This is a genomic window from Kitasatospora sp. NPDC127121, assembly GCF_042677305.1.
GTDB lineage: Bacteria > Actinomycetota > Actinomycetes > Streptomycetales > Streptomycetaceae > Kitasatospora.
Genome location: NZ_JBHXTQ010000027.1, coordinates 75,101 through 88,522 on the forward strand (window position 1 = coordinate 75,101; position 13,422 = coordinate 88,522).

The following is a 13,422-nucleotide window of genomic DNA, read 5'->3' on the forward strand; positions in this document are numbered from 1 at the left end:
CCCACCGGGTCACCTCTGCGGTGTGCCGGCCGCGCCCACCACCAGCCAGTGGGACGGGAGGTCGATCCGGCTGCCGTCGGGCGCGAACTCGGTGAGGAACAACGGCAGTTCGCCGGAGGCGAGGACGGTGAGCCCGGCGGTGCGGAACAGTTCGCCGAAGGCCGAGTCGACGACCTCGGCGGGGGCGAGGCCGTGCTCGAAGACGGGGCGCAGCTTCGGGGGAGGGCCCTGCGGGCTCTGGGCGAGGCCGGCCAGGACGGCCTTCGCCGACGAGGACAGCTCGACGACGAACGCCCGGCCGCGATCCCCGACCAGGGCGGCGATGGCGTCGGCGACCGGCTGGCGGTCGGCCGGTTCGCACTGGTGGATCAGGGCGCGTACGTACACGTTGGCATCGCCGAGCCGGGCGTGCAGCTCCCGCACGCCCTGCCGGTCGGTGGCGTCGAGCCGGGCGAACTCGGCCCGCCCGTCCGGATGCTGGGTGCGGGCGAGCTCCACGGCGGCGGTGGACAGGTCGACCCCGAGGGCGCGGTCGAAGCGTTCGGCGAGGAAGCGGGTCTGGGTGCCGTTGCCGCAGCCGACGTCGACGACGGGCAGCGCCGGGTCGACGAGGTAGGGGTCGAACAGCGCGAGGTGCACGCTCGCGGTGAGTGCCGGCTCCGCGTCCCAGATCACCGCGCCGGCCTCCGCCGGTGCGTCGCGCCAGAAGCCCTCCCAGGCGTTCAGGTATCGACTCGACACGGGCATGGCGGAGAACCTCCCAGCTGGTGAAGCACGGTGTCGGGATCGTCCCCGGACAGCGGACAGCGGACAGCGGACAGCGCGTGGGGAATCCGGCGAAGGCCTCTGCCTCCCGGCTTTCCCCGGCCCCCGAGCTGTGCGCAGCTCCGTCCGACCGGACGGCCGATGACGGTCAGTCACGCTAACGGCCCCGGCGGGCGAGGCCGGCCGCGCGTCACCCGAACGCGGTAATTCCGAGGGAAGTTCGCCCGAACGGCCGCCCGTCGTGCGAGCGCTTCGCGGTGACCCCGCAGGGCCGGTTCGGGTCGGTGCGGGGCTCAGTCGGCCACGCTCGCGGGGGTGGCGGCGAGGTCGCGGACGGTGTCGGCGATGGCGTGGAAGTCCTTGCGCAGGATCTTGGAGTGGTTGCTCGCGACCTTCGTGCTGACCCGGATGTTCGGGTTGCGGGCGAGCACCGGGTCGAGGTTGGTGCGGATCTGTTCCATCAGCTTCGCTTCGCCGCCCAGGTTGCCGCCCGTGGCGACCACGTACCGGACCGGTGCGGTCACCTGGTCGAAGACCGGGTCGAGGGCGGCGGGCGCGCAGAGCTCGTTGATCTCAAGATTGATCTCGGCGTGCTGCTCGGCGCTCATCCGCGCGGCCATGCCGAGTCGGCGGGCGATCGGGAACAGCGGGCTGAGCCGGCGGAACAGCTTGCGGACCTGCTCCCGGGTGGCGTCGTCGAGCCACTCGTGCGGGAACGCGCCGTCCACGGACACTGCCCCGAGGACGCGGTCCGGGTTCCGGGCGGCCCAGTGCACCGCGAGCATCGCGCCGTAGGACCAGCCCACCAGGATCGGCCGGTCCACGCCCCTCGCGGTGAGGACGGCGTCGATGTCGCGCAGGCACGCTTCGAACGAGTAGTCCGCCGAGCGCTTCGACTTGCCGCGGGCGCGCTCGTCGAAGGTGATGTGCCGGTAGCCGTCGCCGAGGTCGGCGATGACGCGCCGCCAGTGCGACTGGTCGGCGTAGGAGCCGTTGAGGTAGACCACGGGACGGCCGGGCCCGCCGGTGTCGGTCACGGCCAGGGCGGTGTCGTCGACGGAGACCATGCCGGTCCAGACGGGCTGCTTGATGGTCATGGGGTGCCTTCTTCCGGGTGCGGGGGTGGCGGGCTGCTGCGGCTCGTTGTTTCTGATGATGGAAACGCTACGTTGCCTTCACGGATAGTGGCAACAAGTCCGTTGCTTGAAATCGGTATCGATGCAGGTGAAAGCGGAATTATCGTTGCAGTGGCTTTGGATTTAACGCAACGTCAGCCGCCGTCTTCGTTGCACTGGAATGGGGGTGAACGCTATGGTGAGGGCATTCAGGGAAGCGTGAAGGGAGAATCGCGGTGCCGGGAGGCAGGCTCACTCAGCAGGAACGCCAGCAGATCGCGCTGGGGATGGCCGACGGCCTCGCCTACGCGGAGATCGCCAGGCGGCTCGACCGCCCCACCTCGACGGTCACGCGCGAGGTGATGCGCAACGGAGGCCCCACCGCCTACCGCGCCGACCTGGCCCATCGCGCCACCGAACGCCGCCGCGCCCAACGGCGCAGGCCGGCCGCGCCCCGGGGGTCGGAGGCGCCCCCGCAGGCCCACGGGCGCGACGCCGAGGCCGTGCGCGAGTACCAGGAGACGTACACCACCGTCCTGATGGCCTCCGGCATGCCCAAGATGACGGCCCGGGTGCTGGCCTGCCTCACCCTCACCGACAGCGGCAGCCTCACCGCGTCCGAGCTGGCCCGGCACCTCCAGGTCAGCCCGCCGTCCATCTCCAAGGCGATCGCGTTCCTCGACGGCCAGGGCCTCGTCCGCCGGGAGCGCGACGAGCGCCGCCGCGAGCGCTACGTCGTCGACGACGATGTCTGGTACCAGTCGATGATGGCCAGCGCCCGCGCCACCGCCCACCTCGTCGAGGTCGCGCGGCAGGGCGTCGGCGTCCTCGGCCCGCAGACCCCGGCCGCCACCCGCCTGGAGAACATCGCCCGCTTCGTCGATTTTGTCTCCGAGAGCATCGTCCGCGCGGCGGAGCAGGCCCGCGAGATCCTCCACACGAAGCCGGAGGCGGCCCCGGCCGGCCCGGCCGCTCCGGGTTCGGGCCGCGGATAGCCGACGATCAGCGGGAGGCGGCGCGGTAGGCGCGGCGCCAGGGGGCCGGGTCCGCGCCGAGGGCCTGGACGATGTCGGAGAGCAGTTCGACGTCCAGGCGTTGGCGTCCGCTGCGGAAGCAGTCGTAGACGGTGATCCGCCCGGGTGTGCGTTCCCCGGCCGGGACGCCGCGGGCTGCCCGGACGGAGCTGATCCGCCGGACGATCGTCGAGTAGGAGGGGCTGCCGGCCTCCTGCCGGAGCAGGGTGAGGGACTCGGTCAGTGCGTCAAGGGAGTGCGAACGGGCTAGCGTCGCAGCGGAGTTGGCCTCGGCTGCCCGGCAGATGCACGGGGCCGCTGTGGTGCGCATAGGTGACCAGGTCAAAGCTCTGTCCTCCCCCCGCCGGGCCTGCGTGAACAGCCTCTTCGCGCCGGGGGTTCCTGTCAACTGAGGTGAATCAAATGGCGAAATCCATACACTCCCGTTTGTTCGGGATCGTTCGGAAAGCTGCCCAGGCCCTCAACTCCGCTGCCAGGATGGCCGCATTCCGCAGTGACACACCGTCAGAGAGGGAGGTGTCGGACCTCATGAAGTCCGCCCGAAAGATCGTCTCAGCACTGGCACTCGCGATCGGCCTGAGCGTCTCGTTGCCCGTCGCCGCCGCGCAGGCCGACCCCGTCAATCCGCAGCCCTACGCCTACGGTTCCCTCGTGGCGCTCGCCCGCCCGGCCAGCGGCGGCCCCAACGGCACCTACTACTGCATGGACGAGTACCGGCAGACCAACGGCGACGGCCGGCCGGTCGTCCTGCGCCCGTGCGACGGCTCCTGGAACCAGTTCTGGTTCGTCTCGCCGGACGGCCTCATCCACAGCACCAACGACGGCCGTTGTCTGTCGGGCCACGTCCCGAGCGGCCCGTCCGACGGCCCGGGCGCCACGGCGGTGGGGTGCAACGGGGGTGACCCGAAGCAGCGTTGGACGTTCGACACCGACCGCGGCGTGTGCAACGCCGTCGGTGCCTGCCTGACCTACGTCGGCAACCAGGGCCCGCGGTCCTCCTACGGACTCTGGACGCTGGGGCGGAACGCGAGCATGGGGCAGACCCAGGAGTTCGACTGGCACCACTCCGACAGCGACCGTCCGATCAACCCCAACATCTAGACATCTGGGCACTGTCAGGGGCCCGGCGTGGGCGGGGGGGGGGGGGGGGGCGGCGGGCCCCCCCCCCCCCCCCCGGCCGAACGGGGGCGCCGGTCACCAGACGCGGCGGTCGGCGGGGGTGCCGAGGCCGGTGCGGAGGTGGCGGACGAGGCTGCGGCGCAGCTCGCGGTCCTGGTCGGTCTCGACGGGGAGGTCGAGCTGGACGATGTCCACGCCGGCCGAGCGGAGCAGGCCGATGCGGGCGGCGACGGTGGCGGGGGAGCCGGCGTAGGCGGCGGTGAGGGAGCGGCGGATGTAGGCGGCCACCTGCTCGTCGCCCCGGGAGGGGTCGGAGCGGCCGCGCTCGCGGTCGCGGTCGAGCTGGACGGCTTCCGTCCAGGGCCCGCCGCTACCGGAGGTGAGGCGCAGGGCGTCGCGGCGCAGCCGGCGGACGCGGTCGCGGGCCGCCTCGTCGGTGTCGGCGAGGACGACGGTGACGTGCCGCCAGATCCGCAGGGTCCGGCCGTGCGCGGCGGCGGCGGTGCGGACCTGGGCGATCCGCCGCCGAGTGTCCGGCAGCGGCAGCGGGCTGACGGCGTACACCTCCGCGTAGCGGGCCGCCAGGTCGAGGCCCTGCGGTGACGAGCCGCCGAAGGAGAGCAGCTCGCCGCCGGGTCTGGGGTGCAGGCCGGGCCGGGCGGCGGTCACGGTGTAGAACTCGCCCTTGTGGTCGATGTCCTGGTCGGCGGCGAGGTAGCGGGTGAACAGGTCGAGGTACTCGTCGGCCCGGCGGTAGCGCTCCTGCTTGTCCAGGAGGTCGCCGTCGCGGGCCGTGTCGTGGTCGCTGGAGCCGATGATGACGTGGGCCGCCGCCCGCCCGCCGGAGAGGCGGTCCAGGGTCGCGAGGGAGCGGGCGGCGACGGTCGGCGCGGTGGTGCCGACCCGGTGGGCGACCGCGATGCGCAGCCGGGTGGTGGCGGCCAGGGCCCACGAGGCCACCAGCCACGGGTCGGGCCACGAACTGGACTGCACCACCAGGGCGCTGTCCAGCCCGTCCTCCTCGTTCTCCCGCGCGGTGCGGGTGACGTACGCGGGGTCGGCGGTGCGGTCGCGGCCGTCGGGGGCCCAGCGCAGGGCCTGGCGTTCCTGCGCGGTGTGGCCGGGGACGGGTGCGGCGCGGACCCCGCCGCGGATTTCGAGTGGCACGGCTCGCCTCCGGTCGTGAGCGTCGTGAGGGTGACAGGGGATGGGACGGGTGGGGCGCGACGGTCAGAGGGCGGCCGGCCCGAGCCGGGCCAAGGTGTCGAGCAGCTTGGCGCGGCTGACGAACACCTCGGGCGGCAGCGACACGTACAGCTGGATGGTGGTGACACCGGGGCGGTGGTAGGCGAGGATGCGTTCCCGGCACTCCTCCGGCGAGCCGCTGATGAACAGCCCGTCGACGACCTCGTCGGGCAGCGCCTTCTGGGCGCTCTCCGGGTCGCCGGCCGCCCAGAGGCGGTGGGTCTCGGCGAGGAGTTCGCCGTGGCCCAGCCACTCGTGGAACTTGCGGTACGGCTCGCGGTTGAGGATCCAGGCGAGGAACGGCCGGCTGGCGCGGTGGGCGTAGTCGGTGTCCTCGGTGGGGCAGACGAAGACCTTGACGACCAGCTCCTTCCCGGGCGGCTGCGGGCCGACGGCGTCCAGGATCTTCGGCACGTCGTGCGGGAACAGCAGGTTGGTGATGGCGCCGTCGCCCTCGTTGAAGCCGAGCCGGAGCATGTTGGGCCGCAGCGCGCCCAGGATGACCTTGACCGGCTCGGTCGGCGGGTGCGGCAGCCGGTAGCCGGTGATGTCGAAGGTGTCGAACCCGCCGGTGACGTACTCGCCGCGCAGCGCCCGGGTGACGAAGCGCAGGACGTCCCTGGTCCGCTTGAACGGCTCGTCGAACGGGATGCCGTTGATGTCGGTGACGTGCGCGGGCACCGAGGCGCCGATGCCCAGCAGCAGTCGGCCCGGGGCGAGTTGGGCGAGCGTTGCGGCGGTCTGGGCGAGCACGGCCGGGCCGCGGGTGTGCACCGGGACGATGCCGGTGCCGATCCGCAGCGAGGGGGACCAGGCCGCCGTGGCGGCCAGCGGGGTGAAGGCGTCGGTGCCGCCGCCCTCGGCGCTCCACACGTCGGTGTAGCCGAGGTCGGGCAGCCGCTCGACCAGGAACCGGTGCCGGTCGATGGTCAGGCCGGGCAGCGGGAGGGTGATGCCCCACTTGGGCGGCGCGGCGTGCTCGGGGCCGTGCGCGGAGCCGTGTGCGGAGCCGGGCGGGACGGTCCCGCTGTGGTGGTGCGGTCGGTGCGGGTCGGTCATCGGGATGGCCGTCCTTCCTGTGGTGCGCGGTGCTCTTCGGCGGTGGCGGGCGAGGGCGGGGGAGAGGCGGTGTCCGCGGGTCAGCGGACCCATACGGTGGTCAGGTCGAGGAACCAGGACTGCGGCTGCACGAGCCCCTGGACCCTCGGCGAAAGGGCCCGCGGATTGCGGTCGTTGACCACGAACAGCCAGGGCGCGTCCTGGGTGACCAGGGCGAGCGCCTTGCGGTACCCGGCCTGCCGGGCGGCCTGGTCGGCATCGGCGGCCGAGGAGGCGAGCAGCTCGTCGACCTGCGGGTTGGCGTAGTGGCCGGTCCAGAACGGGCTCTTGGAGCCGATGAACAGCGGGAGCAGCGCCTCGGACTGGAACAGCGTGGTGGACTGGGCGACGGCGTCCGAGCCGAGCGCCACCTGGCCCTTGGCCTCGGCGCCGATCAGCGTGGTCCAGTCGGTGGTGCGCAGCTCGACCTTGATGCCGACGGCGGCGAGATCCCGCTGGAGGGCCTCGGCGATCGGCACCGGCAGCAGGTTGCCGCTGCCGCCGGTGGGCACGGTGACGGAGGTGCTGAAGCCGTTCGGGACGCCGGCCTCGGCGAGCAACTGCCGGGCCTTGGCGGGGTCGTAGGAGTAGACGTCGCCGGCGGGGTCGTAGGCGGCGGTGGCGCGCGGCGCGGTCTGGTAGGCGGGGTCGGCGGTGCCGTGCAGCAGCTTCTCGGCGATGGCCTTGCGGTCGATCGCGAAGTTGGCGGCCCTGCGGACCAGCGGGTTGTCCCAGGGCGCCTTGGAGGTGTCCAGGATCCAGTACCAGAGGTGGTCGTAGCTGTTCGTGGCGATCTGGACGCCGTCGGCCTTGAGGCTGTCGATGTCGTCCGGGTTCGGGTACTCGATCCAGTTCACGCCGCCGGAACGCAGGGCGGCGGTGCGGGCCGCGGCGTCCGGCAGCGCCTTGATCACGAGCCGGTCGAGCTTGGGGGCGCCGCGCCAGTAGTTCTTGTTGGCGGCCAGCTCGATCTGCTGGCCCTCGGTCTGCGAGACGAACGAGAAGGGGCCGGTGCCGACCGGGTGCTGGGCGAAGTCCGCCGAGCCGGACTTGCGGACGGCGGTGGGGCTCGCGATCAGGACGTGTGCGAGGTCCTCGGGGAAGTGGCCGTTGGGGTCCTTGGTGACCAGCTCGACGTGGTCGGCGTCGGTCTTGCGGTACGAGGCGATGTCGCCCGCGTACTCGGCGGCGGCGGCGCCGAGGGCGTCGGTGTACTCGGGGCTCTTCTTGTCGAGGTAGCGGGCCAGGTTGAAGACCACGGCGTCGGCGTCGAACGGGGTGCCGTCCTGGAAGGTGACGCCCTTGCGGAGGGTGAAGGTCCACGTCCTGGCGTCGGCGGCGACCTGCCAGTCGGTGGCCAGGGCGCCGGTCACGACCGGCGGCTTGTCGGTGTCCTTGAGCAGTTCGTACCGGGTGAGGCCCTCGTAGAGCTGGAAGGAGACCAGCCGCTTGCCCTCGAAGCCGGCGCCGCCGATCACCGTGTCGGGGTTGGGGAGTTTGCCGGTGGCGCCGATGACCAGGGTGCCGCCGCGGCCGTCACCGCCGCCCGCCCCCGCGGAGCCGCCGCCGTCGGAGCCGGCGCAGCCTGCCGCCGCCGCGAGCAGAACGGCGGCGGCCGGCAGGGCGACGGCTCTGGAGCGGATACGGCTGGTGCGCGTCATGGCGATTCCTCGTCGGTTCGGTGGTGCGGAGGTGCGGGGGTTCGGTGGTGCGGGGGTTCGGTGGTGCGGGGGTTCGGCGGTGTGTCGGCACGGAGCTTCGGCGGCGGGTCACGCGACGCCGGTGGCGGCCTCCAGCAGCGCCCGGGTGTACGGGTGCGCGGGGGAGTCCCAGAGCAGGCCGGCCGGGCCCTCCTCGACCACCCGGCCGTGCCGCAGCACCAGCACCCGGTGGGCGAGGTGCCGGACGACGGCGAGGTCGTGGGAGATGAACAGGTAGGCCAGGCCGGTGCGTTCCTGGAGGTCGGTCAGCAGGTCGAGCAGGCGGGCCTGCACGCTGCGGTCGAGGGCGGAGGTCGGTTCGTCGCAGACGACCAGGTCCGGTCCGGTGGCCAGGGCCCGGGCGACGGCCACCCGCTGGAGCTGCCCGCCGGACAGCTCCCGCGGGTAGCGGTCGGCGAGTGCGGGCTCCAGGCCGACCTGGGCGAAGAGCCGGGCGACGGCCGCGGCGCGTTCGGCGCGCGGCGTACCGTGCAGGCGCAGCGCGAAGGCGACCGCCTCCCCGGCGCGCAGGCTGGGGTTGAGCGATCCGCGCGGGTCCTGCGGGACGAACTGGAGGCGGCCCCGCAGCGCCCGGTCGGCGCGGCCGCGCAGCCGGTACGGATCGCGGCCGGCGAAGCGGACGCTGCCGGCGTCGGGGGCGAGCACCCCGAGGGCGAGCCGGGCCAGGGTGGACTTCCCCGAGCCGGATTCGCCGACCAGGCCGACGGTCTCGCCCGGCGCGACGGTGAGGCTGACGGCGTCCAGGGCGGTCCGGTCGCCGTAGCGCTTGGTGACGGCGTCGACGACCAGGACCGGGCCCGGGCGGGCGGGGACGGCGTCCGGCCGGGTGTGGGCTACGGCGTTCATCGGCGGGCTCCTGGTTCGGCGGCCACCAGGGCGGCGGTGAAGGCGTGTTCCGGGTCGCCCAGCACTCGTTCGGCGGGCCCGAGTTCGACGATCCGGCCGGCCCGCATGACCGCCACGGTGCCGCCGATCCGGCGGGCCGCCGCGAGGTCGTGGGTGACCAGCAGCAGGGCGATGCCGCAGTCGGCGCGCAGGGTGGTGAACAGGTCGAGGATCCGCCCGCGGATCAGCGCGTCGAGCGCGGTGGTCGGCTCGTCGGCGATCAGCAGTTCCGGGCCGCAGCAGATCGCGACGGCGATGGCGGCACGCTGGCGCAGGCCGCCGGAGAGCTCGTGCGGGTAGGCCCGGGCGACGCGTTCCGGGTCCGGGATGCCGGCGGTGGCGAGCAGCTTCGGGACGGCCGCGCGGGCGGCCCGGCGGTCGGCGGCGATCCCGTGCCGCCGCAGCACCTCGGCGAGCTGCGGGCCGATCCGGCGCAGTGGGTCGAGCGAGGCGGTCGGGTCCTGCGGAACGTAGCCGATCCGCCGGCCGCGGACGTCGGCCAGTGCGCGTTCGCCGAGCGCCCGCAGGTCCGTCCCGGCGAGCCGGACGCCTCCGGTGACGGCGGCGCCGTGCCCCGGCAGCCCGAGCACCGTGCGGGCGACGGTGGTCTTGCCGCTGCCGGATTCGCCGAGCAGCACCAGGGAGCGGCCGGCGGGCAGGGCGAGGGAGACGTCGTCGACGGCCCGGACCCCGCCGGGGTACTCGACGGTCAGGCCGTTGATCTCCAGCAGCGCGCTCATGCGCCCACCCGCTTCGCGGCTCGCGGCCGGGCCGAGCCGTCGGCCGAGCGGTCGGCTGAACGGTCGGTGGACCGGTCGGTGGACCGGCTCGCGGCGGCGGGGGCGGCGTGCGCCAGCAGGGCGGCCGTGTCGCCGACGCGGGTGCGCAGCGTCTCGCCGAGGGTGTTGAAGACGACCGAGACGGCGATGATGACCAGGGCCGGCAGGACCGCGACCCAGGGGTGGGTGAGCAGCGAGGGCCGCAGCTCCTCCAGCATCGCGCCCCACTCGGCGGTGGGCGGGGCGACCCCGAGCCCGAGGAAGGACAGCCCGGCGGCGTACATGATGGCCAGCCCGACCAGCGAGGACGCGTACACCAGGACCACCGGCGCGACCACCGGGGCGACCTGGCGCAGGACCAGCGACCCCCAGCCGGCGCCGCTGACCCGGGCGGCCACCAGGTACTCGGCGGCCCGGACCCGCCGGGTCTCGGTGAACGCGACCCGCGCCACCGCGGGGGTGAGCACCACCGACAGCGCGAGCACGGTCGCGCCCAGGCCGGGCGTGAGCAGCGAGGCGATGGCGATCGCCAGCAGCACCCCGGGGAAGGCGTAGAGCACGTCCAGCAGGCGCAGCAGGGCCTGTTCGGTGATCCGGCCGCCGAGCCCGGCCACGACGCCGAGCAGGGTGCCGACGACGGCGGCCACCGCGACCGGGACGAGCCCGCCGGTGAGCGAGGCGCGCCCGGCCCAGATCAGCCGGCTGAGCAGGTCGCGGCCCTGGCCGTCGGTGCCGAGCAGGTGGCCGGGGCTGCCCGGGTCGAGCAGCCGGTCCGCCAGCCGCCCGGCGGCCGGGTCGTACGGGGCGACCAGTGGCGCGGCGAGCGCGAGCAGGACCAGCAGCGCGGCCAGGGCGGCGGGGACGGTCAGGCCGAGGTTCGCTCGGGCGAGGACACGTGACGTCACATCAGTTCCTTACTCGCGGGTCGATCGCCGCGTGCGCCGCGTCCACGAGGATGTTGACGCCGACGAACGCGACCGCCACCACCAGCACCCCGCCCTGCACCAGGGGCAGGTCGCGGGAGGTGAGGGCGTCGTACAGCAGCCGGCCGACGCCGGGCCAGGCGAACAGGGTCTCCACGAAGATCACCCCTTCCAGGAGGTAGGCGAGTTGCAGGCCGCCGATGGTCAGCAGCGCCGGCGAGGCGTTGTGCACGCAGTGCCGCAGCACGGTGGCCGGGCGCAGGCCGCGGGCGCGCAGCGAGTCGGCCAGCTCGCCGGCCAGCACGCCGCCCAGCGCGGCCCGGAACACCCGGGCGGTGAGCCCGAGCGGGACGAGCGCGGCGGCCACGGCCGGCAGGACCAGGTGGCGGGCCAGGTCGGGCAGGCCGCCGGAGCCGAACACGTCGTGCGTGCCCCCGGCCGGCAGCCAGCGCAGGCCCACGGCGAAGACGGCGATCAGCAGCAGGGCCACCGAGTACTGCGGGGCGGAGACCGCGAGGGCGGACAGCGCGCCGGAGATCCGCCCGCCGGGGCCGCGCGGGCGCAGCGCGCCGACGGCGCCCAGCGCCACCCCGCCGACCAGCACCAGCAGGAAGGCGGCCGCGGTCAGGGTCAGCGTCTGGCCGAGCGCCGGGAGCAGCAGGTCGGCGACCGGGCGCTGACCGGAGACGGAGGTGCCGAGGTCGCCGGTGAGCGCGTGCCAGAGCCAGGAGGCGTAGCGGACGGGCAACGGCTGGTCCAGGCCGAGCCGTTCGGAGAGCTCGCGGCGGGCCTCGGGCGGTGCGCCCGGCCCGAGGAAGAGGGCCACCGGATCGCCGGGGACGAGCGTGACGGTCGCGAAGACGACGGCGGTGACGCCGAGCAGGGTCGGTACGGCCAGCAGGAGGCGGCGCAGCAGGAAGCGGGTCACCCGGCCCTCCGTGGCGTGGCGCCGGACTGGCCGGCGGCGGGCCGGTTGGGCGGGGCGGGCATGGGGCTGGTGGTCCTTCCGGGAGGGGCGGTTCGGGGAGCGGTTCGGGACGGTCGGCGGTGGTAACCGGCAGTCACCGGCGGCGTCCGGGGTGCTGGACCGCCGGACCGGGGCCGTGGGACGGGCCGTTCGCCGGGGGCGGATGCCGCGTCGGGGCGGGATCGGGTGCCGGAGCACGGGTCGGGCGGTCCGTGGGACGGGGACGTCGGTGCCGCTCCGGCAGCTGCGGCCGCTTGAAGGAGCGTTGCGGACCGGTGGCCCGGACAGCCAGTCAGCACTTGATGCTGTTACTCCTGGTCACAGCATCCGGAGTGCCAGGACCGCCACTGCCCAGGGCGCCGAGCCCCGGTTCTGTCCTTGACCTGCACAAGGAACCGGACCTAGGGTTCCCCGCATGGCTATTCGGCGGACCGACATCACCCTGGTCGGGATCGGCGGCTCGTGGCACCGACGGTGTTTCGACGAGCTCTGTCGCCCGCGCGCTGCGCGCTGACCGCCCCGTTCCCAGCCGCTGCGGTCGGCGCCCCTCCCCAGTCCCGGATTCCGCAGCCGACGCCCGTGCGCGTCCTCGACGGATCCTCGCCGCAGCACCCGTGCCCACCGGGCCGGCCCGCCACCAGCAAGGGGACCGTATCGCCATGCCGTACCTCAGACGCCCTGCCTCCGCCCCCGGGGGTGCGCGATGGCAGCAGTGAGCAAGCTCGCCGTCCCGGCCGGCCCGCGCGGCCGCCGGATTCCCGCCCGACGCGGCGCCTGCGGCGGCGCCACCCTGGTGGACGCCCCCGCCGCGGGCGCGCCGCCGGTGCACGCCGCACCACCGGCACAGGCCGAGATCGACAACCCGCTCGACCTGATCGCCGGTCACCAGCTGCTGGCGGAGACGGTGACGCCGCCGCCGTCGGTCGGGCCGACCGCCACCGGTTGCGGGTGCGGCCATCCGATGTGCGTGGAGGAGGACCGCGACCGCACCGCCGACGCCCGGGTGTTCCTGGTCGAGCGGCACTCGGTGGCCAGCGCCGGGCTGCGCAGCGTGCTGACCACCGTGCCCGGACTGGCCGTGGTCGGGTCCACCGGCGACCCGCTGCGCGCGGTGGCCGCCGTGCGCCGGGTCGCCCCCGACGTCATCCTGCTCGGCCGCGGCGCGAGCCTGGAGGCCGACCTCGCCGTCGTGGTGGCGCTGCGCGGCCCGGACGCGGCGCCCGACGCCCGGGTGCTGCTGCTGCGCCGGGCCGAGTCGACCGCCGAGGCGAGCCGGATGCTGCTGGCCGGGGCCAGCGGCTGCTTCCCGCTCGACCTGGCCGAGGACCGGATCATCAGCGCCGTCCAACTCGCCGCGGCGGGCGGGTCGGTGTTCCTGCCGGCGCCGCCGCCGGCCCGGACCCACGCGGCGGCGCCCCCGCAGCACGTCGGCGAACTGCCGCCGCAGCACGCCGGACTGACGGATCGTGAGCACGAGGTGCTGGTCCAGCTCGGGCTCGGGCTGAGCAACGCCGAGATCGGGCGGGAACTCGCCCTGGCCGAGGCGACCGTGAAGAAGCACCTCACCCAGGCCATGCGCAAGATCGGGCAGCCCGACCGGCTGCGCGCCGCGCTCTACGCCCACCGGCACGGCCTCGCCGGGTAGTCGTCCCCGCACGTTCTCGTCACCACCCTCCGGAGGGCGGGCCCCCGCCCCCCGGGGGGCCGCCCACCCGGCGGGGGCGCCCCCCCGCCGCCCGGGGCGCAGGGGGGCTTGGCGGGGGGCCGGAGC

The 13,422-nt window shown here is 74.5% G+C and carries 13 protein-coding genes; 3 read left to right on the forward strand and 10 right to left on the reverse strand.

The features are described 5' to 3' along the window. Window positions 1-9 precede the first annotated feature (9 nt). Both ACFVHI_RS16255 and ACFVHI_RS16260 read right to left on the reverse strand, forming a co-directional pair. Entirely contained in the window at window positions 10-747 is a 738-nt protein-coding gene (locus ACFVHI_RS16255) for a class I SAM-dependent methyltransferase (protein ID WP_380339661.1), read from the reverse strand. 311 nt (window positions 748-1,058) lie between these two features. Further along, window positions 1,059-1,862 carry an alpha/beta fold hydrolase gene (locus tag ACFVHI_RS16260; protein WP_380339664.1) on the reverse strand — a complete coding sequence of 268 codons (804 nt, stop codon included), beginning with the start codon at window positions 1,860-1,862 and terminating at the stop codon, window positions 1,059-1,061. Window positions 1,863-2,116: 254 nt separating this feature from the next. Between ACFVHI_RS16260 and ACFVHI_RS16265 the strand changes: the two genes are divergently transcribed. Then, complete coding sequence (locus tag ACFVHI_RS16265; protein ID WP_380339667.1) at window positions 2,117-2,875, forward strand: helix-turn-helix domain-containing protein; 759 nt, start codon at window positions 2,117-2,119, stop codon at window positions 2,873-2,875. Between the two features lie 7 nt (window positions 2,876-2,882). On the opposite strand, the gene ACFVHI_RS16270 is transcribed toward ACFVHI_RS16265, so the two are convergent. Next, a complete protein-coding gene (locus ACFVHI_RS16270) occupies window positions 2,883-3,224 on the reverse strand; it encodes a hypothetical protein (protein ID WP_380339670.1) in 342 nt (113 codons plus the stop codon). A gap of 218 nt (window positions 3,225-3,442) precedes the next feature. Between ACFVHI_RS16270 and ACFVHI_RS16275 the strand changes: the two genes are divergently transcribed. Continuing rightward, window positions 3,443-4,015 carry an RICIN domain-containing protein gene (locus ACFVHI_RS16275; RefSeq protein WP_380339673.1) on the forward strand — a complete coding sequence of 191 codons (573 nt, stop codon included), beginning with the start codon at window positions 3,443-3,445 and terminating at the stop codon, window positions 4,013-4,015. Between the two features lie 93 nt (window positions 4,016-4,108). On the opposite strand, the gene ACFVHI_RS16280 is transcribed toward ACFVHI_RS16275, so the two are convergent. The 7 genes from ACFVHI_RS16280 to ACFVHI_RS16310 all read right to left on the reverse strand — a co-directional run bounded on the left by ACFVHI_RS16280 (window position 4,109) and on the right by ACFVHI_RS16310 (window position 11,612). Next, window positions 4,109-5,200 carry an LLM class flavin-dependent oxidoreductase gene (locus tag ACFVHI_RS16280; RefSeq protein ID WP_380339676.1) on the reverse strand — a complete coding sequence of 364 codons (1,092 nt, stop codon included), beginning with the start codon at window positions 5,198-5,200 and terminating at the stop codon, window positions 4,109-4,111. A 63-nt stretch (window positions 5,201-5,263) separates the two neighbouring features. Beyond that, the gene (locus ACFVHI_RS16285) at window positions 5,264-6,337 is read right to left on the reverse strand and encodes an LLM class F420-dependent oxidoreductase (RefSeq protein WP_380339678.1); all 1,074 of its coding nucleotides are present in this window, start codon (window positions 6,335-6,337) and stop codon (window positions 5,264-5,266) included. An 80-nt stretch (window positions 6,338-6,417) separates the two neighbouring features. After that, complete coding sequence (locus ACFVHI_RS16290) at window positions 6,418-8,037, reverse strand: ABC transporter substrate-binding protein (RefSeq protein ID WP_380339681.1); 1,620 nt, start codon at window positions 8,035-8,037, stop codon at window positions 6,418-6,420. A gap of 108 nt (window positions 8,038-8,145) precedes the next feature. Beyond that, the gene (locus ACFVHI_RS16295; RefSeq protein ID WP_380339684.1) at window positions 8,146-8,943 is read right to left on the reverse strand and encodes an ABC transporter ATP-binding protein; all 798 of its coding nucleotides are present in this window, start codon (window positions 8,941-8,943) and stop codon (window positions 8,146-8,148) included. After that, window positions 8,940-9,722, reverse strand: a complete 783-nt coding sequence (locus ACFVHI_RS16300; protein ID WP_380339687.1) for an ABC transporter ATP-binding protein — start codon at window positions 9,720-9,722, stop codon at window positions 8,940-8,942. The genes ACFVHI_RS16295 and ACFVHI_RS16300 overlap by 4 nt, the downstream gene beginning before the upstream one ends. Further along, window positions 9,719-10,666 carry an ABC transporter permease gene (locus ACFVHI_RS16305; RefSeq protein ID WP_380339689.1) on the reverse strand — a complete coding sequence of 316 codons (948 nt, stop codon included), beginning with the start codon at window positions 10,664-10,666 and terminating at the stop codon, window positions 9,719-9,721. Before ACFVHI_RS16305 ends, ACFVHI_RS16300 begins: the two co-directional genes overlap by 4 nt. 1 nt (window position 10,667) lies before the next feature. Continuing rightward, window positions 10,668-11,612 carry an ABC transporter permease gene (locus ACFVHI_RS16310; RefSeq protein WP_350880832.1) on the reverse strand — a complete coding sequence of 315 codons (945 nt, stop codon included), beginning with the start codon at window positions 11,610-11,612 and terminating at the stop codon, window positions 10,668-10,670. A 742-nt stretch (window positions 11,613-12,354) separates the two neighbouring features. On the opposite strand from ACFVHI_RS16310, the gene ACFVHI_RS16315 reads away from it, so the two are divergent. Then, window positions 12,355-13,296 carry a response regulator transcription factor gene (locus tag ACFVHI_RS16315; RefSeq protein WP_079135394.1) on the forward strand — a complete coding sequence of 314 codons (942 nt, stop codon included), beginning with the start codon at window positions 12,355-12,357 and terminating at the stop codon, window positions 13,294-13,296. The last annotated feature ends 126 nt before the right edge of the window (window positions 13,297-13,422 follow it).

Coding starts and splice junctions, on each gene's coding strand:
- ACFVHI_RS16255 (WP_380339661.1), bottom strand. CDS start 747: ATGCCCGTGTCGAGTCGATACCTGAACGCCTGGGAGGGCTTCTGGCGC.
- ACFVHI_RS16260 (WP_380339664.1), bottom strand. CDS start 1,862: ATGACCATCAAGCAGCCCGTCTGGACCGGCATGGTCTCCGTCGACGAC.
- ACFVHI_RS16270 (WP_380339670.1), bottom strand. CDS start 3,224: ATGCGCACCACAGCGGCCCCGTGCATCTGCCGGGCAGCCGAGGCCAAC.
- ACFVHI_RS16275 (WP_380339673.1), top strand. CDS start 3,443: ATGAAGTCCGCCCGAAAGATCGTCTCAGCACTGGCACTCGCGATCGGC.
- ACFVHI_RS16285 (WP_380339678.1), bottom strand. CDS start 6,337: ATGACCGACCCGCACCGACCGCACCACCACAGCGGGACCGTCCCGCCC.
- ACFVHI_RS16290 (WP_380339681.1), bottom strand. CDS start 8,037: ATGACGCGCACCAGCCGTATCCGCTCCAGAGCCGTCGCCCTGCCGGCC.
- ACFVHI_RS16295 (WP_380339684.1), bottom strand. CDS start 8,943: ATGAACGCCGTAGCCCACACCCGGCCGGACGCCGTCCCCGCCCGCCCG.
- ACFVHI_RS16300 (WP_380339687.1), bottom strand. CDS start 9,722: ATGAGCGCGCTGCTGGAGATCAACGGCCTGACCGTCGAGTACCCCGGC.
- ACFVHI_RS16315 (WP_079135394.1), top strand. CDS start 12,355: ATGGCAGCAGTGAGCAAGCTCGCCGTCCCGGCCGGCCCGCGCGGCCGC.